The following is a 21795-nucleotide window of genomic DNA, read 5'->3' on the forward strand; positions in this document are numbered from 1 at the left end:
TTCGCGACTGCGGGGCTCGCAAACCCGGCTCACTCCTCGCGCTCACTGGACAACTCCCAACACGGCGGCGGCCAGGCCGATCAGCAGAGCACCGGCCAGTACGCCGGCGGCGGCCCGGGGCAGCGCCGCGCGGTGCAGCGCGGCAAGCCCCGCGCCCAGACCGGAAGCGGCCCGCCCACTGCCCTCGACCGCGCCGTCCACCACCACCTCGTCACCCGTGCGCGCGGCGCGGGCCAGCGCGCGGACGGGACGTACCACGAGAGTGTGCTGGACGTCGTCGAGCCGGAACGCGCGGGCGAAGACCGGCCGCAGCGGACCCAGCGCGGCGGCCGGGTCGGCGGCTGGGTCGCGCCGCCAGCCCAGCGTCACCAGCGCGGCGCCGAACAGCAGGAACGCCAGCGGCAGCAGCACCCCCGGCCCCAGGTGGACCAGGCCGTCCTCGGAGCCCGCCACCGGAACGGTGGGGAACCGCAGGCGGTCGGCGAACGCCCCGACGAACCCGGCCAGACCGAGCAGCGCGGCCGGTACGGCCAGCAGCAGCACCGGCCAGCGCAGCACGGCCGGCGGGTCGTGCGGCTGGACCAGGGGCAGGCGCGGGGTGCCGAAGAAGGCGCGCAGCAGCAGCCGACCCGCGTACCAGGCGGTGACCGCCACGCCGACCAGCCCGGCGATCCAGACGATCCAGCCCACCCAGGACGGCGCCGGCCCGGTGCCCTCCAGCGCGGCCGACTCGGCGACCGTCAGTACGCCGTCCTTGCTCCAGAAACCGGCCAACGGCGGCACCCCGGCCAACGCGCCCAGGCCCACTACGGTGCACCAGAACGTCACCGGCATGCTGCGCCGCAGCCCGCCCATCTCCGACATCAACGTGGTGCCGACGGCGTGGATCACGGCACCGGCGGCGAGGAACAGCAGCGCCTTGAAGGCGGCATGGGTGAGCAGGTGGAACAGCGCGGCCGACGGCGAACCGACCGCCAGCGCGCCGGTCAGGTAACCCAGTTGGGACACCGTCGACCAGGCCAGCACGCGTTTGATGTCGTCCTGGGCGGTGGCGGCGAGCGCGCCGAGCAGCAGCGTGATCGCGCCGAGCACCCCCAGCACTGTCAACGTCACCGGCGCGGCCGTGAACAGCGGGTAGAGCCGGGCCACCGCGTACACCCCGGCGGCGACCATCGTCGCGGCGTGGATCAGCGCGGAGATCGGGGTCGGGCCGGCCATCGCGTCCGGCAACCAGGTGTGCAGCGGGAACTGCGCGCTCTTGCCGGCCACACCGGCGAGCAGCAGCAGGCCGGCAGCGGTCAACGTCGCGCCGGAATGGTCGTGGGCGAGCACGTCGGCGATCCGGAAGCTGCCCGTCGACACACCCAGCAGCGCGATGCCGAGCAGGAACCCGACGTCACCGACCCGGGTCACCAGGAACGCCTTCATGGCGGCTGCGGGGGCGGCGGCCAGTCGGCGGTCATGGGCGATCAGGAGGTACGAGCAGAGGCCCATCACCTCCCAGCCGACCAACAGCATGATCAGGTCGCCGGCGACCACCACCAGCAGCATGGCACCGGTGAAGAGGCTGATCTGGGCGGCGTAGGGCGGGTAGCGGTGGTCCACGTCGACGTCGTCGTGCGGACCGCGCCGCAGGTAGCCGATCGAGTAGACCTGCACGGCCAGGGCGACCGCGGTGACCGCCACGGCGACCAGCGCGGCGGCGCCGTCCAGCCGTACGCCGAGGGTCACCGCGAGCCCACCGAAGTCGACCCAGGTGGTCGACGTCTCCGTCGGCCCGTCGACGGTGAACAGCAGAGCGACGGCCAACGCCAGCGCGCCGGCCGCACCGATGACGCCGAGCGTCACGGCGGTCGACCGGGCCCGGTCGCCGCCGGTCGCGCTGTCGCGCCGAGGGGCCGGTGGCAGCAGCAGACCGAGCAGCCCGGCCACCAGGGGTACGGCGGGCAGCAGCGCCCCGAGCAGCCCGGTCACCGGCCGGCCTCCGAGTCCGCGACGACCGGCTCACGCCCGGCGGAGGGATCCGCCGACTCGGTGAGCGGCACGTCATCCACCGCGACGGTCGCCCGCAACCGGTAGAGCTGAAGGACGATCGCCAGCCCCACCCCGATCTCGGCGGCGGCGAGGACGATGACGAACAACGCGAAGACCTGCCCCGAGTGCGGAAGCACGGCGCGGGCGGTGGTGTCCGCGGTGACCAGGATCAGGTTGACGGCGTTGAGCATCAACTCGACCGACATCAGCACCAGCACCGCGTTGCGTCGGCGCAGTACGCCGTACACGCCGAGACCGAACAGCAGCGCGGCGGTGACGTACGGGATGACCGGCCTCACCGGCGCCCCCCGGGCTCGCTGTCGACCAGGTCGCCTGCGTCGCGTCGCGGGGCGGCACGGCCGATGTCCGGCCGTGACAGCACGATCGCGCCCACCAGCGCGGAGAGCAGCAGCACCGACAGCACCTCGAACGGCAGCACCCAGGACTGGAAGATCTGCTCGCCCAGCCGCTCGGCGGTGCCGGCGTCAGGCAACGTGACCGTGCTCCAGCGGTACGCGTCGACCAGCAGCGCGGCCAGCCCCAGCCCGGCGCCGCCGCCGATCAGCGCGGCCGGCCAGCCCGGCCGGTCCAGGTCGTCGGAAGCGCCGATCGGAGCCCGGGTCAGCATCACCGCGAACAGCAGCAGGACCACCACCGCGCCCACGTAGATCAGCACCTGCACCCAGGCCACCAGCTCGGCGCTGAGCACCAGGAAGTCACCGGCCAACGCGCCCAGGCACACCACCAGGTACAGCCCGGCCCGGACCAGGTGTTTCGTGGTCACCACCAGCACGCCGGCACCGACCGCCACCGCGCCGAGGGCGAGCAGCAGCACGTCCGCGCCGGTCACCGGAGCGCCCTTGCGGCCGGGGCGCTCACGACGCCGGGTCCTGGTCGGCGTCGGAGCGTACCGCCGGAGGAGCGGGACGTGCGGCGGCCGCCTTGCGCGCGGCGGAGGTCTCCTCCTTGGCCGGCTCGCCGTTCGGGTCGTGCGCGGGCGGCGGCGGAACGGTGGCCATCCACTGACCGAGGTGGTCCTTGTCGTGCAGCAGGTCCTTGATGTCGTACTCGGCGTACTCGAACTCCGGTGACCAGTAGAGCGCGTCGAACGGGCAGACCTCGATGCAGATGCCGCAGTACATGCAGAGCGAGAAGTCGATGTCGAACTTGTCGAGCACGTTGCGCTGGCGGGGGCGGGCGGCACCGGGCACCACCACCTCCTCCTTGTGCGAGTCGATGTAGATGCACCAGTCCGGACACTCCCGGGCGCAGAGCATGCAGACCGTGCAGTTCTCCTCCGACAACGCGATCACGCCACGCGAACGGGGCGGCAGCTCGGGGGCCACATCGGGGTACTGCTGGGTGGTCGACCGGCTGGTCATCGTCTTGAGGGTGACCGCCAGCCCCTTCACCAGGCCCGCGCCGGGGAGGCCGCGCCCGCTGGTGTCGCCGTGCTCGCTGGGGTCGCTCATGTGGACCATCCTGCCCTGTGGCCACTGCGCGCGCGACCACCACCCACAGGTCGACGACCTCAGGGCCCACCTGTCACCCGCAGATCAGCCCGCTCACGCCCCAGGTCCGCCGACGACAGCCGGTGGGAGCATCTCGACACCCAGTTGTTGCAGCAACTGGAACAACTCGGTGCAGCTCCACACCTCGACAATCCGGCCCGCGGGGTCGAAGCGCAGGAACGTCGCCCCCGAGTAGCTGACCACCTGCCCGGTCGGCGGCACCGGCCCGAACTGCCCGGCGTGGGTGCCCGCCGCCCGCCAGTGCACCGCCACCCGCTCGCCGGCCGCGACCACGTCGACGATCTTGTAGCGGAGGTCCGGGAAGGCCGCCCGACGCTCGCGGTGCCAGGCCAACGTCGCCTCCGGCCCGGTGCCGCCCAGCCCCGGGCACTCCTCGGCGACCAACTCGTACGCCGACTCCTCCTGGCGGGCATTCCACACATCGGCGATGAACCGCCGGGCCGCCGCCTCCACATCCGTCATGCCGGCGAGGGTATCCGGGCTCACCGCGTCGATCGGTCGGAGATCGGTAAGGATGGGGAGCAGGGCAGCAACACGACCGGGAGGCTGACGTGGGCGAGGAAACAGGCGGCAAGTACGTCGAGCCGGGTGGCGAGTTCACCCGCGACCAGCGGTACATCGCCACCCGGATCACCGAGGACGGGCGCGACGGATACCCCGTCGAGCCGGGCCGGTACCGGCTGGCGGTCAGCCGGGCCTGCCCGTGGGCCAACCGACTGATCATCGTGCGGCGGTTGCTCGGTCTGGAGGACGCCCTCTCGATGGCGGTGGCCGGCCCGACCCACGACGCCCGGAGCTGGACCTTCGACCTCGACCCCGACGGCCGGGACCCGGTGCTCGGCATCGAGCGCATCCAGGAGGCGTACTTCAAGCGCTTCCCCGGCTACGAACGCGGCATCACCGTCCCGGCCATCGTCGACGTGCCGACCGGGCAGGTGGTGACCAACGACTACGCGCAGATGAGCCTGGACCTGTCCACGCAGTGGAGGGCGTACCACCGCGAGGGCGCCCCGCAGCTCTACCCCGAGCACCTGCGGGAGCAGATCGACGAAGTCAACGACGTGGTGTTCCGGGACGTCAACAACGGCGTCTACCGGTGCGGGTTCGCCGGCAGCCAGGAGGCGTACGACAAGGCGTACCACCGGCTCTTCGACCGGCTGGACTGGCTCACCGAGCGGTTGACCGACCAGCGTTACCTGGTCGGCGACACCATCACCGAGGCCGACGTGCGGCTGTTCACCACGCTGGTCCGCTTCGATCCGGTCTACCACGGCCACTTCAAGTGCAACCGGCAGAAACTCAGCGAGATGCCGGTGCTGTGGGCGTACGCCCGGGACCTGTTCCAGACTCCCGGTTTCGGCGACACCATCGACTTCGACCACATCAAGCGGCACTACTACGAGGTGCACCGCGACATCAACCCGACCGGGATCGTGCCGCTCGGCCCGGACCTGTCCAACTGGCTCACCCCGCATGGTCGGGAAGCGCTGGGCGGCCGCCCCTTCGGCGACGGCACCCCGCCCCCACCCCCGGTCGAGCCCGTAGACCCCACCCACACCCCGCTCCCCTAAACACCAACCCCGCCCCGCCCCCGCGCCCGCCCGCCCCCGCCCCGCGCCCCGCCCGCGCGGCCCCCGCCCGCGCCCCACGCTCGTCCCCGCCCCCCGCCCCCGCGCTCGCCCAGCCCCACCCCGCCCCGCGCTCGCCCCGCCCCGCTCACCCCGCCCCGCCTCACCCCGCCCCGCCCCGCCTCGCCTCGCCTCGCCTCGCCTCGCCTCGCCCCGCCCCGCCCCGCCCCGCCTCGCCTCACCCCGCCCCGCCTCGCCGATCTTGCAGTTTCGGATGTCGATTCGAGAACTACGCCCCTTATGTCGGCACAGTAAGTGCAAGATCGCGGTTCGGTGACCTCTCAACCCCGTCGATCATGGATTTGTGGTGCCCGGATTACTGCTTTTTCGGGGACTTTGTCACCCACCACAACTCCATGATCGACGCAGCAGGGGCGGCGGGGCGCGCGGGACGGGGCAAGGCGAGGCGAGGCGAGGCCCGCACGGCAGGGCAGGGCAGGGCGGAAAGGCAGGGCCGCGCAGACCCGCGCGACGGGGCGCGGGCAGGGCCGGGCAGGGCCGGGCAGGGCTGCGCAGGGCCGGGCCGCGCAGACCCGGGCCGCGCAGACCCGCGCGACGGGGCGCGGGCAGGGCGCGAGCCGGGCAGGGCAGGGCAGGGTGAGGCCGGGCGGGGCGGGGTTACAGGGCTATGCGGACGGCTGCGGTTAGGACCAGTTGCGCCAGCGCGGCCGGGACCAGGACCAGCCAGCAGAGGCGTTGGAGTTGGTCCTCGCGTAGCCGGGGGTAGGAAACCCGAAGCCAGATGATCACGAAGGAGACCGCGAAAATCTTGAGCAGCGTCCAGAGCCAGCCCAACTGCTCGTCGGCGAACGGGCCCTGCCACCCACCCAGGAACAGCACAGTGGTCAGCGCGGCGATCACCACGATGCCGACGTACTCGGCGAGCAGGAAGAACGCGAACCGCAGACCGGTGTACTCGGTCATGTACCCGAAGACCAGCTCAGAGTCGGCCACCGGCATGTCGAACGGTGGTCGACGGATCTCGGCCAGCCCGGCGACGAAAAAGATGATCATCGCGGGCGCCTGCCAGAGCAGCCACCACGGCTGCCACGCCTCGACGATGCCCGACAGGCTGAGCGTGCCGGCTGCCATCGCCACCGACGCGGCGGCCAGCACCAGCGGGAGCTCGTAACCGAGCAGCTGGGCCGCCCCCCGCAAGCCGCCCAGCAGGCTGTACTTGTTGGCCGACGCCCACGCCGACATCAGCACCGCCACCACCCCGACGCCGACCACGGCCAGCACGAAGAAGAGGCCGATGTCCAACGGTTGCCCGACCAGGTCGTTCGGACCGAGCGGAATGACGAGCAACACCAGCAGGTAGGGCACCAGGGCCACCGCCGGCGCCAGCCGGAACACCGCCCGGTCCGCCTCGCGCGGGGTGATGTCCTCCTTCTGCACGAACTTGACCCCGTCGGCCACCAGCTGAGCCCAGCCGTGGAAGCCGCCCGCGTACATCGGCCCGAGCCGACCCTGCATGTGCGCCATCACCTTGTGCTCGGCCTGACCGACAAGCAACGGCAGAGTGAGGAAGGCGACCACCACGCCGCCGATCCGGAGCACCAGCTCCACCCAGAGCGGCATCAGGCCGTACCCCCGTCGTGGTCGCTCCGGTCGTCGCGGCCCGGCGGGTCCGCGACCGGCTCGCCACCCGAGGTGGCCGGGTCCTCGTCGGGCCTGCCCGATGAGGCCACGCCGGACGCGTTGTGGCCGACCCCGTCAACGCCGGGCACAGGCGCGGCAGCCGGTCCCTCGGGCACGGGCCGGTCAGGTGCGGCCACGCCGGGCGCGGCAGTCGGGCCGGCGCCGGGTTGGTCGGGTGTGGCCGGGCCTGCGTCGGGCGCGGGTTGGTCGGCGGGGGTCGGGCCGTCGGTGGCGCCGACCGGTCGGGGAGTACGCGCCGGACGGGCCCCCGGGGCGGGCCGCGCCGGACGCTCACGGGCCGGTCTGGCCGGGGTGCCGCCACGCGGGCCCTCCCCCACTCCGCCGGCGCCGGCCGGGGTGGGCGTGGGACCCCACTCGCCCGGAGCGGGTACGCCCGGCGGGCGGATCGGTCGACGCCCGGCGCCGGCCTCGGACTCGCCCGGCTCCTTCGCACCCGGCCAGGGCTTCGCCACCCTCGACGCCAGCACGAACTCCTTACGCAGCGGGTGACCCTCGAACTCCGGCGGCAGCAGCAGCGGCAGCAACTCCCCATGCCCGGCGAAGTCGATGCCGAACATCTCGTGCGTCTCCCGCTCGTGCCAGGCGGCACCGGGGTAGACGTCGACCACCGAGGCGACAGTGGGCGCTTCGCGCGGCAACCGGGTACGCAGCAGCAGGCCGTGTCGCAGTCGCGTCGACCAGAGGTGCGCCACCACGTCGAAGCCCTCGGCCAACTCGTCGACGGCGGAGAGCCAGTCGAAGAAGTCGCAGGCCAGCTCGGCGTCGTCGCGGGCGGCCGAGACCGCGGTGAGCCAACTCGTGGGTGGCACGTCGACGGTGGCCCGGGCGAACCGTTGCCCGCCGGAGACCGACGGGGTCGCCTCAGCCGGCGCGAGCAGCGCGACCAGTCGAGCGCCGACCTCTTCGGGAGTCATGCCGCTGATCCTAGTGCCGGCCGAGGCCGCACCTGGCCGCCGCCGATGCCCGGCGATCTGCCGGCTTTGGGCCCGGCGTACGCGCCAGCGGGGAAAGATGAGGGTGTGCGCGCTGTGACGGTGAAACCTGGGGTCGCCAACTCGCTGAGCCTCGTCGAGGATCAGCCGGAGCCGGCTGCCGAGGAGGGCTCTGTTCTGGTCGAGGCGCTGGCGGTGGGGATCTGCGGCACCGACCACGAAATCATCTCCGGGGAGTACGGCGAGGCCCCGCCAGGTGCGGAACGCCTGATCATCGGCCACGAGTCACTGGGCCGGGTGATCGAGGACTCGAGCGGCACGCTGCAAACCGGCGACCTGGTGGCCGGCATCGTCAGGCACCCCGACCCGGTCCCCTGCCCCAACTGCGCGGTCGGCGAGTGGGACATGTGCCGCAACGACCAGTACACCGAACACGGCATCAAGGCGCTTCCCGGGTTCGCCCGGGACCGCTGGCGGATCGAACCTCAGTTCGCGGTCAAGCTCGACCCGACACTCGCCCAGGTCGGAGTGTTGTTGGAGCCGACGAGTGTGGTGGCGAAGGCCTGGGACCACATCGAGCGGATCGGGCACCGGGCCGAGTGGCAGCCGCAGTCCGTCCTGGTGACCGGGGCCGGCCCGATCGGGTTGCTGGCCGCGTTGCTCGGCACCCAGCGCGGGCTCACCGTGCACGTGCTGGACCGCAACACCGAGGGGCCGAAGCCGGAGCTGGTCGCCGGGCTGGGCGCCACGTACCACACGGTGTCGGTCAACGACCTGCCCTTCGAACCGGACGTGGTGATCGAGTGCACCGGCGCTCCCACAGTGGTCCTCGACGTCATGTGCAAGGCGGCCCCCACCGGGATCGTCTGCCTGGCCGGGGTGTCCAGCGGTGGCCGGAGCATCGACTTCGACGCCGGGGCGCTGAACCGGGAGCTGGTGCTGGAGAACAACGTGGTGTTCGGGTCGGTGAACGCCAACCGGCGACACTGGACCATGGCCGCGCAGGCGCTGGCCCGCGCGGACCAGGTCTGGCTCGAGTCGCTGATCACGCGGCGGGTGCCGGTGAACCGGTACGCCGACGCGTACACCCCCGGGCCGGACGACATCAAGGTGGTGCTGGAGTTCGCGTCCTGAGCGACGCCGCGCCGGATCAGATGCCGGGCAGTCGACCGTTGCGGAACAGGTCGACGAAGAGCTGGTGGTCCTGGCGGGCGCGCACCCCGTACGCGTGCGCGAAGTCGACCAGGTGGGCGACGAAGCCCCGCTCGTCGGCGTCCACCGCCGCGACGATCGCCTCCTCGGTGGAGTAGTCCACCAGGTCGTGACTGGATTCGTCGTCGGCGACCGAGTGCATCCGGGCCACCGCCCGACCGAGGTCGACGAGAACGCCGGTCAGTTCCTCCGGCTCGTTCACGTCCGACCAGTCCAGGTCAGCGGCGTACGGGGAGACTTCGGCGACGAGCTGACCGGCCCCGTTCAGCTCGGTGAAGCCCAGCCACGGGTCGGCGTGCGCCTGCAACGCCCGCTGCGACTCGGCGGTCCGGTGCCCCTGGTGCTGGAAGTAGCCGCGGACCGACTCGTCGGTGACGTACCGCGCCACGGCCGGCACCTGCGCCTGCTTCATGTAGATGACGACGTCGTTCTCCAGCGCCTGGGTGTGCCCCTCCAGCAGCAGGTTGTACGACGGCAGCCCGGCCGAGCCGATGCCCACCCCCTTGCGCAGCACCACATCCTTGATCCGAGCCGCCACCGGGCGCAGCTGCGTCGCGGCGGTTGGCAGGGTGCCCAGGTATTCCTGGAAGGCGGCGCTGACCAGGTCGCGGGTGGCGTCGTCGATCTCGAAGACCCCGTCGCCGATGGAGAACCGTCGCTCGTAGTTGTCGATGGTGGTCTGCGCGGCCAGCAGGTCCACGCGGGTGTTGAGCCGGGCCCGTTGCAGCACCCGGCGCAGCACCCCGTCGGCGTTGTCCAGGGTGATCGAGCCGATCGCGTCGTCGCCGCCGGCGGCGATGGCCCGCAGCTCGGTCAGGTACGACCGGGCGAAGCCGGCCACCAACTCCCCGATCGCCGTGTCGGAGAGCGCCTTGCCGTAGCCGAGCAGCGCCACGCTGGCCGCGAGCCGTCGCAGGTCCCAGGTGAACGGTCCGACGTACGCCTCGTCGAAGTCGTTGACGTTGAACACGAGCTGCCCGGAGGCGTTCATGTAGGTGCCGAAGTTCTCCGCGTGCAGGTCACCGTGGATCCACACCCGGCTGGTCTGCTCGTCGGAGAACCGGTCGTCGGCGAAGTCGCCGAGCTGGTCGGCGTAGAACAGCGCGGCGCTGCCCCGGTAGAACGCGAACGGCGACGCCGCCATCTTGCGGAACTTGCGGCGGAAGGCGGCCGGGTCGATCGCCATCGACGCCCCGAACTCCTCGGTGAGCACGTCGACGATGTGGGCAGAGCGCTGGTCCCCTGAGCTGCTCATAGTCCGCAGGGTAGTGCGGCGGGTCCACAACGGGGTGGCGAACGACGCATCCATCGATCATGCTGTGCGGGTCACGCGCGGGGGCCCGGACACCATGGTTACGTCGATCGATCGCGGCATCGCCACGAGCGGCGGCAGGTCCCTCGCCGGGCGTCGACCATGGAGGACCAGACAAAGATGTTCCGCACAACGGGGACCCTGCTCACCGCCGCACTACTCGGCCTGACGGCGACGATCGGCGCGGCCGGACCGGCCTCGGCCGCACCGTCGGCCTCCGCCGACGCTCCCACGTTCTCGCTGAGCCGGCTGGTGCTCGAGCCGACCGAGCGCGGCTACCGGGGCAGCCTTCGGGTGACCATCACCAACAACAGTGACAGCACGCAGGGCTTCTACTTCCGGATCCGCGAGGCCGTGGCCGGCTCCTTCTCCGGGGGCGTGGAGTCGCGCTGCGAGTCGGACGGCGTGGAGGAGGGGCTGTTGGTCCGCACCTGCGCCCTGCCGCGTGGCAACGATCTGGCCCCGGGCGAGTCTCGCCGGGCGACTGTGGAGTTCCAGGTGCTGACCACGCCTCGCAGCTACCCGATGATCGCGGCGGGAGGTCTGGTCACCGCCTACTCGTACGAAACCGGATCGCTGGGCACCGTGCCGTTCAGCGCGCAGTTCCGCTCCCTCGACGGCAAACTGGCCCGCCCTCAGACGTACGTGCAGGACGCCCAGGCGAACGCGTCCGTCGAGCTGGTCGGCCCGGTGACCGACGGCCCGGAGAACACCCGGCGGGTGCCGCTGCGGGTCCGGTACTCGGGTGACGCTCGGCAGCTCGGCAGCTCGCTGACGGCCACGGGGTTGCCCGCCGGGTCGATGATCCTCTTTACCGAGCCCTTCGACGGCCCGGCGTACGGCTCGCAGGCTCACGTGCCGGGCGGGCTGCTGATGCAGGGTGAGGAGCGCGACGTGGCGCTGTTCATCAGCCGGCCGACCGACCCGGCGGACGAGGCGACCCCGATCACCGTGGAGCTGGCCACCCTCTACTGGAACGAGACGGTGCCGGACGTCGACCCGAGCGACAACACCGTCACGTTCAACCTGGCCGTGGCGGCCAGCTGACCTGATGGTGCGGTGGTCGGTCGCCGCCCGGACCAGCTCCGGGTGGCGGCCGGTCGTCCTCAGTTCGCGGTGGGTGGGCGGACCGGCGGGGCGGTGAGCGAGTCGACCGAGCGTGGCGCGGCGGCCTCGCGGGGCGGGGCGTCCAGCGGCGCGGCCAGCACGTCCCGTTGCGGCACACCCCCGATGCCGGACTGCTCGGCGGCGATCTTCTCCTGCAGGCGCAGGATGCCGTGCAGCAGCGCCTCCGGCCGGGGCGGGCAGCCGGGCACGTACACGTCGACCGGGATGAGCTGGTCGACGCCCTTGGTCACCGAGTACGAATCCCAGTAGGGGCCGCCGCAGTTGGAACAGGCGCCGAACGAGATGACGTACTTCGGCTCCGGCATCTGGTCGTAGAGCCGCTTGATCGCCGGGGCCATCTTGTCGGTCACCGTGCCGGAGACAACCATCAGGTCGGCCTGGCGGGGGCCGTGGGCGAACGGGATCACGCCGAGTCGGATGAAGTCGTGCCGACCCATGCTGGTGGCGATGAACTCGATGGCACAGCAGGCCAGACCGAAGTTGAACACCCAGAGCGAGTAGCGGCGCCCCCAGTTCAGCACGAACCGGATCGGCTCGCCGAGCACTGCCGGCAGCTGCACGACCGCCCCCTCTCCTCACCGACAGTGAATCACAGCCGGCGTCCGCGCGGTCCGGCGGTGATCGGCCCGAGCGGTCCGCCAATTGTCCCCGAGCCGACAAGGATCGGCGGCGGTTGACGCGCAACCTGCCGGTGCGCTCGTTTGTGTGACCGGTGCTGGCGAACACGACGCCGGCAGTCGCCACGGGGAGGACGAGTGCTTGTGACACGAGATGTGCCGGTGGGTGGGCGCCCACCGGACCCGCCGGGAGCCACGACCTCCGCGCCGGCAGAGCTGGTCTTCGACGACTTCTACCACGCCCACTACCGCGGCCTCGTGGTGCAGTTGACCGCGTACACCGGTGACCGCGGGCAGGCGCAGGACCTTGTCCAGGAGGCGTTCTGTCGGGCGTACGCCCACTGGGACCGGCTCGCCGGTTACCAGGACCCCCTGGCCTGGGTCCGTCGGGTCGCGTGGAATCTCGGACACAACCGCTGGCGGCGGCTGCGGACCGCCCAGCAGTGGCTGCTGCGGCAGCGGGAGACACACGTCGCGGAGCCGAGCCCCGACCGGGTCGCCGTCGACTCCGCGTTGGCGAAGTTGCCGCCGAAACAGCGGCGAGCCGTCGTCCTGCACTACCTCGCTGACCTGACGGTCGCGGAGATCGCCGCTCAGGAACAGGTCGCCGAAGGGACGGTCAAGTCCTGGCTGCACCGGGGCCGAACCGCGCTCGCCACTCATCTACGCGACACCAATGAGGAGGTGCGGGATGTCTGAGCAGGAGATTCTTGACCTGGCCGAAGAGTTCGCCCGTTACCGCCGTACCGCGCTGGCGGAGGTTGAGGCACCGGGGCCCGCCGCCGTTCGACGGACCGTACGAGGCCGCAGTCGAGGCCGGCTGGCCGCCTCCGCCACGACGGCGCTCGCCCTGTTCGGCGGGTCGGCCGTCGGATACGCGGCCTTGAGCGGCCCGGACCACCGGCCCGGTCCGGTCGACCCGACGCCGAGCATCTCGGCGTCACCGACGCCGACGCCTACGCCGACGAGCCCGACCCCCAGCCCTGCCGGGACCAGCGCCAGCCCGACCGTCGGGGCGCCGGACGGCCGGTTCAGCCGGGCCCAACTGCTGGCGGCACCGGTGACCCTGCCGGCGTGGCGGGCCGGACGAGGCTGCCCGACGTCGCAGACGCGGCTCACCGCCGATGCCCGGGAGGGCGCGAACTGGCTCTTGGCGCTCGACCACGGCGACATCGACGGTGACGGCGCGGTGGAGACCGTGGCTCTCGTGCAGTGCGTGCTCGGCACCCGTGGGCCGATGCAGGTGGTCGCCTTCGACCGCGACGAGGCAGGAAAGGCGACGACCGTCGGCCGGGTGGTCGCGACCACGATCGACAAGCCGGAGTGGCTGTTCGCGCTGGATGTCGTGGGCGACGGCACGGTGCGCGTTCAGGTCGGTGACATCGCTCCCGGGGGTGGCTGGAACGCCAGGTGGTCACAACGGCAGTGGCGGGGCTACCGCTGGAAGGGTGACGCCTTCAGCCAGGTGTCCGGGCCGACGAGCTTCGGTCCGAACCCGAACCTGGCGGACGTCGCCGTCACCACCGGCGACCTCGTGCTGAGAACCGCCGACGACGGCTCCCGGACGGGTACGGCCACGGTGCGGATCCGCAACCGGGGCACGGGCCCGGTCGCCCACGTGGTGCTGCGGTTGGGCGTGCCCGCCGCGGTGCGCGCGGACGTCGACGGGTGGGGCCCGTGCGCGGGCGTCCTCGACGGCGTCGAACCGATCACCTGCCGCCTGGGTGAGCTGGCCGCCGGGGCGGAGATGCGGCTGGACCTGGACTTCCGGGTGCTCGAAGGGATCACGTTGAGCACTGACAAGGCGGACGTGGACGTCCAGCCGATGGACAGCGAACGTGACGTCCTGCCGGACGTCAACAGAGCCGACAACCTGGTTCAGATGAGGTTGACCTACGGCTGACGGTCGCCGGCCGCGTCGTACGCCACGGGGGCGTACGACGCGGTCGGCTGCGGCCGATCCGTTGCCGCACGGTCAGCTCGGCGTCCACCTGGGGCGTTGCAGCAGACTGACGAATTCCATGAGCAACCGCTCGCGCATCGCTGATGGCGCGGCGTCGAGCAGGGTGTTCACCAGCGCCATCCGCTCCGGCAGCGGTCCCGCGTCCGACCCCTCTTCGCCACCCAGGCCCAGCCCGGCGGCCAGGCCGACGACCAGGTCCGGGGTCAGCGCCTCGGGGGTCAGCGCGCCGACCAGGGCCGCCAGTTCGGCGGGCAGCCGCACCGGGCCGGCGGCCCTGGTCGCGGCCACCGCGGCGGTCAGGTCCGGCCCGAACTCGGCCACCCGGGGCGCGACAGCGGCGGTCACCGTGAGGTGCACGCTGGCGGGCAGGCCGTCGTACGAGAGCTGGGGTTGGGTGTGCCAGCCCCGCGCGGTCAGCTCGTCGACCAGGACGAACAGGTCGGGGCCATCGTCGGTCGCGGTGAAGCAGACCACTGTCGACTCCGGCTCGGCCATCAACCGCAGCCCGTCGACGGCGCGCACCGCGTCGGCCAGTCCGGCCACCGCGTCCCGGGTGATGGCGCTCAGCCGCAGGTAACCCTCGTCGCCGAGGTGCCGCACGGTGGCGTACGCGGCGGCGATCGGGCCGCCCGAGCGGGTGGACGCGATCACCGGGTTGATCATGGTGTAGCCGGGCCAGTCGGCGTACGCGAAGTACTGCGGGGCGCGCAGTGCGGCGTCGCGGTGCAGCAGCACCGACACCCCCTTCGGCGCGTACGCGTACTTGTGCAGGTCGACCGAGATGGAGGTGACCCCGGGCACCGCGAAGTCGAACGGCGGCACCGGCTCGCCGAGCCGACGCAGGTACGGCAGGGTCCAGCCGCCGAAGCAGGCGTCCACGTGGCAGCGCACCCCGGCATCGGCCGCGGCGGCAGCGATCTGCGTGACCGGGTCCACCACCCCGTGCGCGTACGACGGCGCGGAGCAGGCGACCAGCACCGTCTCCGGGCGGATCGCGGCGGCCATCGCGGCCGGGTCGGCCCGCAGCGTCTCCGGGGAGACGGGCACGACGTCCAGTGCCACCCGCAGGTAGTGCGCCGCCTTGGCGAATGCCGCGTGTGCGCTCGACGGCACCACGATCCGGGGTTCGGTGATCTCCGGGTGGGCGTCCCGGGCGGTCTTGACGGCGAGGATCAGTGATTCGGTGCCGCCGCTGGTGACGCTGCCGACGACGTCCGGGGCGGTCGTCCCGGGGCCGGCGCCCAGCACCCGGCCGGCGGCGCCGATGAGCGCGTTCTCCATGGCCAGCAGGGACGGGAACGCGGTCGGGTCCAATCCGTTGACGTGCGCGCTCTCCCGGTGGGCTGCGGCGGCCAGCTCGTCCAGCCCCGGGACCGCCGGGTCGTAGACGTACGCGAACAGGCGTCCCCCGTGGGTGGGCGCGTCACCCGCCCGCAGCGTGCGCACCTCTTCCAGAACCTGTTCCGCCGGAACCCCGGTGGCGCGAAGCGCTCCGGCCTCGACCCTGCTCTCGTCGATCATGGGGTAACGGTGCCCTTCTCGTGGCGGTCAACGCTCTCGTCCCCCAGCACAACTCCATGATCGCCCAGGTCGCTGTGGGCGGTGAGGGTGTACTGGCGCAGCAGGAGGATCGGCGGGGCGATCAGCAGGGCCGGGATCAGCGTGAAGCCGAGGAGGACGCCCAGCCTCGCCGGGTCGGACTGGGCCGCCGCCGAGCCGGTGTCGGAGGACACGTAGCCGGACAGTTGGAGCACCAGTCCGTAGATGCCGGGGCCGAGCGCCAGGCCGAAGGTCTCCCCGGCGGTCCACAGCCCGGTGAAGACGCCCGCCTGCCGTCGCCCGGTGCGCGCCGTCTCGTACGCGATGCAGTCCGGCAACATCGCCAGCGCGAAGACCTGCTGTCCGGCGTACCCCACGCCGATCAGCGCGACCACGAGATAGACGGCGACCGCCGGCAGCACCGGCGCGGCGACCAGGGCGAAGGCCCCGACGGCGAGGATCAGCGAGGCGACCACCAGGGCGGTGCGCTTGCCCAGCCGGGCACCGATCCGGCTCCAGACCGGCATCACCAGCAGCGCCGGCCCGACGAAGCAGACGAAGAGCAGGGTCGGCCCGCTCTCTTCGTCGCGCAGGATCTGCCCGGCGAAGTAGTTGACCCCGGCCAGGATCGTCGCCACCCCGGCGGACTGCACGACGAAGCAGATCAACAACGCCCGGAACGGACGGTTGGCACCGGCCACCGCGAGCTGGGCTCGCAGCGTCGGCTCGCTCTCGCCCACGGTGCCGGTCGGCGCGGACCGGGTGCCCAGGAACGCGCCGAGGGCGCCGAGGGCGATCAGCACCGCCACGAACAGGCCCATCCAGCGATGCCCGGCCACGCCGTCACCACCGGCACCGACCACCAGCGGCGCGACCGCGCCGGAGACCAGGATGGCCAGCGCCAGCACCGCGATCCGCCAGGTCATCAAGCGGGTGCGCTCGGCGTAGTCGTCGGTCAGCTCCGCCGGCATCGCCACGTACGGCACCTGGAAGAAGGCGAACGCGGTGGCGGTGGCGAGGAAGGCGAACGCCACGTAGGCCGCGGCGCCCGAGCCGTTACCGAACGGCGCGGCGAAGATCGACGCGAACAGGACGGCGAGCGCGAGGCCGGCGACGAGCAGGTACGGCCGGCGGGCGCCCCATCGCGACCGGGTGCGGTCGGAGATCCGCCCGGCGACCGGGTTGACCAGCACGTCCCAGGCCTTGGGCAGCAGCACCAGCAGCGCGGCCAGCCCGGCAGCCACGCCCAGCGTGTCGGTCAGGTACGGCAGCAGCAGCAGACCGGGCACGGTGCCGAACGCTCCGGTCGCCAGGGAGCCGAGCGCGTAACCGGCGTGCACCCGTCGAGGCAGCGAGCCGGGCCCCGGCGGCGTTGTCATGGGGCCGAATATTACTCACGTTGAGTCGGGGGTCACATCCCCTCATCCGGTGATCAACCCACCGGCCCGTCGCGGACAACCACACAGTCGGGTAACCGGCAGCGGACCCCGCAACCACCTCCGCAGTCTCGGAGTGTTACCGGCGCCAAGGGCACACCAGCCCGACGCTGACGGGGGAGGGACAGTGACGGCGATGATGGGGGCCCGCGCCAACGAGCCACCGGCGGCAAGGACGGCCGGTGCGGTGGTCGAGGAGACGATCACCTTCGACGACTTCTACCACGCGCACTTCGGCAGCGTGACCGCCCAACTGTGCGCGTACACCGGAGACCTGGGCCATGCCCAGGACCTGGCCCAGGAGGCGTTCTACCGGGCGCTGGCCCGCTGGGACCGGCTGATCCGCTACGACGACCCGGTGGCCTGGGTCCGGCAGGTCGCCTGGAATCTGGCCCGAAGCCGCTGGCGACGCCTGCGTACCGCCCGCAACCACCTGCTGCGGCAACGGCGCACCGAGGCCGAGGTGGCCGGCCCGACACCCGACCGGGTCGCCATCGACGCGGCACTGGCCCAACTGCCCGCCAACCACCGCCGGGCGGTCATCCTGCACTACCTGGCCGACCTGTCGGTCAGCCAGATCGCCGCTCAGGAAGGAGTGGCCGAAGGCACCGTGAAGTCCTGGCTGCACCGAGGTCGGACGGCCCTGGCCGGGCTGCTCGACGAGAACACCGAGGGGGTGTGCGATGTCTGACCTCGACCCGCGACTGCGCCAGCGGCTCGGCGCGTACCGCAATGACGTGATCAGCCACGTCGCCGGTCCCGGCCCCGACGAGGCCCGGCTCCTGCTGCGCCGACGGAAGCGGACGACGGCGGTGGCCGTGGCCGCCGCGGCGGTCGCGCTGGTGTTGGCACCCGTCGTCGCCAACGCCGCACTGCACCGCGACCAGAGCCCACCGGTGCCGGCGGAGTCCGTCGACCCCACCGCGCCGCCGCCGACGCCCACCCCGACCACACCGCCGTCGGCGTCGGCGACCACGAGCACCCCGAACGCCCCGGACGGACGGATCAGTCGGGCCCAACTGCTCGCCACCCGGGTCGACCTGCCGAACTGGCAGCCGAGCGAGATGGCGAGCGGCTGTGCCACCGCCAAGGTCCGGCTCCAGACCGACACGAAGAAGACCCACGTGGCGGAGCTGGCAGAAGACGCCTTCGAGTACGGCGACGTCGATGGCGACGGCGCCACCGAGACCATCGCCGTCGTCTCCTGCCGGTTGGGCGAGGCGTTGGCGAAGCAGGTGGTGGCCTTCGACCGGGATCGCGACGGCCACATCGTGACGCTGGGCAGAGTGGTCCGGACCGGCGACGGGTTCGACGACATTCGCGCTGTGGAGATCAACCGGAACGGGTCGGTCGAGGTGCGGGTGGCCGACATCCAGCCGTGCTGTGGCACACCCGGCTACCTGCGGCGAGAGCAGGTGCGGACGTACCAGTGGGACGGGAAGCGATTCGATCAGACCGACGGCCCCACCGCATTCGGGAGGGATCCCCGGCTCACCGACCTACGGATGACCATGACGCACCAGCTCGTCGACGTTCCAGGGGCGGACACCCGACGCCAACTCACCACGGTCTTCACGGTGACCAACGCCGGGCCGGTCGACGCGGCCCAGGTCGCCTTCCACATCGAGGGCGGCGAGCGGGCCGGCGGGGACTGGTCCCGGTGCGACCCGGACCCGGGACCGCAGGCCGATAATGCGTCGTGCCTGCTGCCCGGGGTGCCGGTGGGTGAATCGCGCCGCTACACGTTCGTCCAGTTGGTGCCCGGCCGGCCGGGACCTGACGCATACACCCGGAGCTACATCGTCGTCCACTGCGACGCGCAGGACCGCTACTGGCCCGACCTGAAACGGAACGACAACGAGGTGCGCTCCCCACTCCCACTCTGATCGACCGCACGGTGCCTCGCCCCGATCCCCACCGGGGCGGGGCACCGTCGGTGTGGAGCAACGTCCCGGCCGTCCCGAGGACGACCGTCGGCGATCACAACCCCTCGTCGGGCGACCAGCCCGCCGCCGCGATGTCCACGCCCTCGCCGCGCAGCGGCACCCCCTCGGCCCGCAGTCGGGACCGCGCCTCCCGCTCGTGCCCCGGCGGCAGTCGACCACCCGCGGTCACCACCCGATGCCAGGGCACCGAGCCCCCGTGCCGGGCCATGATGCTGCCGACCAACCGCGCCGACGTGCGGCCCGAGCGCTCGGACAGCGCGTCGGCCACCCCGCCGTACGACATGACCCGGCCCTCCGGGATCCGCTCGACCAGGTCGAGAACCGCCTCGACGTACTCGTCTGGAGTCACAATCCGCCACCATATGGGAACGCCGCCGGGCGGTGCGGCGGTGACCACGCAGAATGGTCGGGTGCGCGACGCAGTCACGACGGCCCGACGGGTCGTCGTCAAGATCGGATCCTCCTCGTTGACCACCGCCACCGGCGGGCTGGCCGACGAGCGCGTCGACACGCTGGTCGACACCCTCGGTCGACTCACCGCCGAGGGTCGCGAGGTGGTGCTGGTCTCCTCCGGCGCCATCGCCGCCGGGCTCGCCCCGCTCGGGCTGTCCCGACGCCCGCGCGACCTGGCCACCCAGCAGGCCGCCGCCAGCGTCGGGCAGGGGCTACTGATCGGCCGGTACGCGGCCAGCTTCGCCCGGCACGGCCGCACCGTCGGGCAGGTGCTGCTCACCGTCGACGACGTGACCCGGCGAGCGCACTACCGCAACGCGTACCGAACACTGCGCAAGCTGCTCGACCTGCGGGCGGTGCCGATCGTCAACGAGAACGACACGGTGGCCACCCAGGAGATCCGGTTCGGCGACAACGACCGGCTGGCCGCCCTGGTGGCCGCGCTGGTGCACGCCGACCTGCTGGTGCTCCTCTCCGACGTGGACGCCCTCTGGACCGGTGACCCCACCAACCCGCGCTCGACCCGGATCGCCGAGGTGCGCGACGACACGGACCTTGCCGGCATCACCATCGGCGGCACCGGCCGGTCCGGCGTCGGCACCGGTGGCATGGTGACCAAGGTCGAGGCCGCGCGGATCGCCACCGGCTTCGGCATCCCGGTGGTGCTCACCGCCGCCGACCTGGCGACGTCGGCGCTGGCCGGCGAGCCGATCGGCACGCTCTTCCACCCGCAGCGGCGACGCCCTACGGCCCGGCTGTTCTGGCTGGCCCACGCCACCTCACCCCGGGGCCGGCTGCACCTCGACCCGGGCGCCGTCGCCGCCGTCGTCGGGCGGCGCAAGTCGCTGCTCCCGGCCGGCATCACCGCCGTGGACGGCACGTTCACCGCCGGCGACCCGGTGGACCTGGTGGACACCGCCGGCGCGTCGGTCGCCCGAGGGCTGGTCAACTACGACGCGGTGGAGCTACCCGGGCTGCTCGGCCGCTCCACGTCCGAACTCGCCGCGGCGCTCGGCCCGGCGTACGAACGAGAGGTCGTCCACCGCGACGACCTGGTGCTGCTGTAAGCCAACTGCCCAGCTGAGGAGTAGTCGATGAGCGTCGTCGAGCAGGCGAAGCGGGCGCGGAACGCCGCCGCCGACCTGGCCACCGCCACCCGTACCGTCAAGGACGCCGCGCTGGTGGCGATGGCAGACGCGCTCGTGGCGCGTACCCCGGAGATCCTGAGCGCGAACGAGACGGACCTGGCGGCGGGCCGCGAGGCCGGGCTGAGCACGGCCGTGCTGGACCGGCTCGCGCTCGACGCGGGTCGGGTGGCCGGGATCGCCGACGCGTTGCGTGAGATGGCCGCGTTGCCCGACCCGGTCGGCGAGGTGGTCCGCGGGTCCACCCTGCCCAACGGTCTGGAGCTGCGCCAGATCCGGGTGCCGTTCGGGGTGGTCGGCATCATCTACGAGGCGCGGCCCAACGTGACGGTGGACGCCGCCGGGATCTGCCTCAAGTCCGGCAACGCGGCGCTGCTGCGCGGGTCGTCGTCGGCCGCGCACTCGAACGCCGCGCTGGTCGCGGTGCTGCGTGACGCGGTCGCCGGGGCCGGTCTGCCCGCCGACGCGGTGCAGTTGCTCGACGCCAGCTCCCGCGACTCGGTCAAGGAGCTGATGCGCGCCCGGGGTCTCGTCGACGTGCTCATTCCGCGCGGTGGCGCGTCGCTGATCCGCACCGTGGTCGAGGAGTCGACGGTGCCGGTGATCGAGACCGGGGTGGGCAACTGCCACGTCTACGTCGACGCCGCCGCCGACCTGGCGAAGGCCGTCGCGGTGACGCTGAACGCCAAGACGCAACGCCTGTCCACCTGCAACACCGCCGAGTCGCTGCTGGTGCACGCGGACATCGCCGACGCGTTCCTGCCGCCGGTGCTGGCCGCGTTCGCCGAGGCGGGGGTGACGGTGCACGGCTCACCCGAGGTGGCCGCCCACTCCGCCGCAGTGGTCCCGGCGACCGAGGAGGACTACGCCACCGAGTACCTGTCCGCCGACATCTCGGTGGCGGTGGTGGACTCGCTGGACGCCGCGGTCGCGCACATCCGCCGCTTCGGCACCGGCCACACCGAGGCGATCGTCACCGACTCGGCGAGCGCGGCCCGTGACTTCGTCGCGCGGGTGGACGCGGCGGCGGTGATGGTGAACGCCTCGACCCGGTTCACCGACGGCGGCGAGTTCGGCTTCGGCGCGGAGATCGGCATCTCCACCCAGAAGCTGCACGCCCGCGGCCCGATGGGCCTGCCCGAACTGACCAGCACCAAATACGTCGTCACCGGCAACGGCCACCTGCGCTAACCCCCGCCCCGCCCGTCGCCCGCCGCCCGCCGCCCGCCGCCCGCCGCCCGCCGCCCGCGCGATCT

20 protein-coding genes and 1 pseudogene are annotated in these 21795 nt (G+C 72.4%); 9 read left to right on the plus strand and 12 right to left on the minus strand.

Translation table 11 applies throughout. From position 1 onward, the window contains the following. Nucleotides 1-42: 42 nt before the first annotated feature. The 5 genes from ACZ6NZ_RS14520 to ACZ6NZ_RS14540 form a co-directional block, all read right to left on the minus strand. Nucleotides 43-1974, minus strand: a complete 1932-nt coding sequence (locus ACZ6NZ_RS14520; protein ID WP_465858574.1) for an NADH-quinone oxidoreductase subunit 5 family protein — start codon at nucleotides 1972-1974, stop codon at nucleotides 43-45. Continuing rightward, nucleotides 1971-2333 carry an NADH-quinone oxidoreductase subunit NuoK gene (gene nuoK, locus ACZ6NZ_RS14525; RefSeq protein WP_366612807.1) on the minus strand — a complete coding sequence of 121 codons (363 nt, stop codon included), beginning with the start codon at nucleotides 2331-2333 and terminating at the stop codon, nucleotides 1971-1973. The genes ACZ6NZ_RS14520 and nuoK overlap by 4 nt, the downstream gene beginning before the upstream one ends. Next, nucleotides 2330-2884, minus strand: a complete 555-nt coding sequence (locus ACZ6NZ_RS14530) for an NADH-quinone oxidoreductase subunit J family protein (RefSeq protein ID WP_366612806.1) — start codon at nucleotides 2882-2884, stop codon at nucleotides 2330-2332. Before ACZ6NZ_RS14530 ends, nuoK begins: the two co-directional genes overlap by 4 nt. A gap of 25 nt (nucleotides 2885-2909) precedes the next feature. Next, complete coding sequence (locus tag ACZ6NZ_RS14535) at nucleotides 2910-3515, minus strand: NuoI/complex I 23 kDa subunit family protein (RefSeq protein ID WP_465858575.1); 606 nt, start codon at nucleotides 3513-3515, stop codon at nucleotides 2910-2912. A gap of 84 nt (nucleotides 3516-3599) precedes the next feature. Next, complete coding sequence (locus tag ACZ6NZ_RS14540) at nucleotides 3600-4028, minus strand: ester cyclase (RefSeq protein ID WP_465858576.1); 429 nt, start codon at nucleotides 4026-4028, stop codon at nucleotides 3600-3602. Nucleotides 4029-4117: 89 nt separating this feature from the next. On the opposite strand from ACZ6NZ_RS14540, the gene ACZ6NZ_RS14545 reads away from it, so the two are divergent. Further along, complete coding sequence (locus tag ACZ6NZ_RS14545) at nucleotides 4118-5137, plus strand: glutathione S-transferase family protein (protein ID WP_465858577.1); 1020 nt, start codon at nucleotides 4118-4120, stop codon at nucleotides 5135-5137. Nucleotides 5138-5812: 675 nt separating this feature from the next. On the opposite strand, the gene ACZ6NZ_RS14550 is transcribed toward ACZ6NZ_RS14545, so the two are convergent. After that, complete coding sequence (locus ACZ6NZ_RS14550; protein WP_366612802.1) at nucleotides 5813-6775, minus strand: complex I subunit 1/NuoH family protein; 963 nt, start codon at nucleotides 6773-6775, stop codon at nucleotides 5813-5815. A gap of 398 nt (nucleotides 6776-7173) precedes the next feature. Beyond that, nucleotides 7174-7770 (minus strand): annotated as a pseudogene (locus tag ACZ6NZ_RS14555) (NADH-quinone oxidoreductase subunit C); the annotation flags it as partial. Between the two features lie 105 nt (nucleotides 7771-7875). On the opposite strand from ACZ6NZ_RS14555, the gene ACZ6NZ_RS14560 reads away from it, so the two are divergent. Then, nucleotides 7876-8922 carry a glucose 1-dehydrogenase gene (locus ACZ6NZ_RS14560; RefSeq protein ID WP_465858578.1) on the plus strand — a complete coding sequence of 349 codons (1047 nt, stop codon included), beginning with the start codon at nucleotides 7876-7878 and terminating at the stop codon, nucleotides 8920-8922. Nucleotides 8923-8938: 16 nt separating this feature from the next. On the opposite strand, the gene ACZ6NZ_RS14565 is transcribed toward ACZ6NZ_RS14560, so the two are convergent. Further along, on the minus strand, nucleotides 8939-10255 hold the full coding sequence (locus ACZ6NZ_RS14565; RefSeq protein WP_465858579.1) for a DUF2252 domain-containing protein: 1317 nt from the start codon (nucleotides 10253-10255) through the stop codon (nucleotides 8939-8941). Between the two features lie 177 nt (nucleotides 10256-10432). On the opposite strand from ACZ6NZ_RS14565, the gene ACZ6NZ_RS14570 reads away from it, so the two are divergent. Then, nucleotides 10433-11359 carry a hypothetical protein gene (locus ACZ6NZ_RS14570; protein ID WP_465858580.1) on the plus strand — a complete coding sequence of 309 codons (927 nt, stop codon included), beginning with the start codon at nucleotides 10433-10435 and terminating at the stop codon, nucleotides 11357-11359. 59 nt (nucleotides 11360-11418) lie between these two features. On the opposite strand, the gene ACZ6NZ_RS14575 is transcribed toward ACZ6NZ_RS14570, so the two are convergent. Next, a complete protein-coding gene (locus tag ACZ6NZ_RS14575; protein WP_465858581.1) occupies nucleotides 11419-12000 on the minus strand; it encodes an NADH-quinone oxidoreductase subunit B in 582 nt (193 codons plus the stop codon). Nucleotides 12001-12195: 195 nt separating this feature from the next. Here ACZ6NZ_RS14575 and ACZ6NZ_RS14580 point away from each other — a divergent pair, with 195 nt between their 5' ends. Continuing rightward, entirely contained in the window at nucleotides 12196-12756 is a 561-nt protein-coding gene (locus ACZ6NZ_RS14580; protein ID WP_465858582.1) for an RNA polymerase sigma factor, read from the plus strand. After that, nucleotides 12749-13960: a hypothetical protein gene (locus tag ACZ6NZ_RS14585; RefSeq protein WP_465858583.1), complete on the plus strand. Its 1212-nt coding sequence runs from the start codon at nucleotides 12749-12751 to the stop codon at nucleotides 13958-13960. Before ACZ6NZ_RS14580 ends, ACZ6NZ_RS14585 begins: the two co-directional genes overlap by 8 nt. Nucleotides 13961-14032: 72 nt before the next feature. Here ACZ6NZ_RS14585 and ACZ6NZ_RS14590 read toward each other — a convergent pair whose 3' ends face one another. Next, on the minus strand, nucleotides 14033-15541 hold the full coding sequence (locus ACZ6NZ_RS14590) for a pyridoxal phosphate-dependent decarboxylase family protein (RefSeq protein WP_465858584.1): 1509 nt from the start codon (nucleotides 15539-15541) through the stop codon (nucleotides 14033-14035). Then, the gene (locus ACZ6NZ_RS14595; RefSeq protein ID WP_465858585.1) at nucleotides 15538-16938 is read right to left on the minus strand and encodes an MFS transporter; all 1401 of its coding nucleotides are present in this window, start codon (nucleotides 16936-16938) and stop codon (nucleotides 15538-15540) included. The genes ACZ6NZ_RS14590 and ACZ6NZ_RS14595 overlap by 4 nt, the downstream gene beginning before the upstream one ends. 193 nt (nucleotides 16939-17131) lie before the next feature. Between ACZ6NZ_RS14595 and ACZ6NZ_RS14600 the strand changes: the two genes are divergently transcribed. Further along, nucleotides 17132-17686 carry a SigE family RNA polymerase sigma factor gene (locus ACZ6NZ_RS14600; protein ID WP_465858867.1) on the plus strand — a complete coding sequence of 185 codons (555 nt, stop codon included), beginning with the start codon at nucleotides 17132-17134 and terminating at the stop codon, nucleotides 17684-17686. Continuing rightward, on the plus strand, nucleotides 17679-18881 hold the full coding sequence (locus ACZ6NZ_RS14605; protein ID WP_465858586.1) for an EF-hand domain-containing protein: 1203 nt from the start codon (nucleotides 17679-17681) through the stop codon (nucleotides 18879-18881). The genes ACZ6NZ_RS14600 and ACZ6NZ_RS14605 overlap by 8 nt, the downstream gene beginning before the upstream one ends. A 94-nt stretch (nucleotides 18882-18975) precedes the next feature. On the opposite strand, the gene ACZ6NZ_RS14610 is transcribed toward ACZ6NZ_RS14605, so the two are convergent. Then, nucleotides 18976-19290, minus strand: coding sequence for an MGMT family protein (locus ACZ6NZ_RS14610; RefSeq protein WP_465858587.1), 315 nt, complete (start codon nucleotides 19288-19290; stop codon nucleotides 18976-18978). Between the two features lie 13 nt (nucleotides 19291-19303). Between ACZ6NZ_RS14610 and proB the strand changes: the two genes are divergently transcribed. Together proB and ACZ6NZ_RS14620 are read left to right on the plus strand one after the other, a co-directional pair. Beyond that, nucleotides 19304-20461 (plus strand): glutamate 5-kinase, encoded by a 1158-nt coding sequence (gene proB, locus ACZ6NZ_RS14615; protein WP_465858588.1) that lies wholly within the window; start codon nucleotides 19304-19306, stop codon nucleotides 20459-20461. 27 nt (nucleotides 20462-20488) lie between these two features. Further along, the gene (locus ACZ6NZ_RS14620) at nucleotides 20489-21730 is read left to right on the plus strand and encodes a glutamate-5-semialdehyde dehydrogenase (protein ID WP_465858589.1); all 1242 of its coding nucleotides are present in this window, start codon (nucleotides 20489-20491) and stop codon (nucleotides 21728-21730) included. The last annotated feature ends 65 nt before the right edge of the window (nucleotides 21731-21795 follow it).

The organism is Micromonospora sp. NPDC047756, from assembly GCF_055587245.1.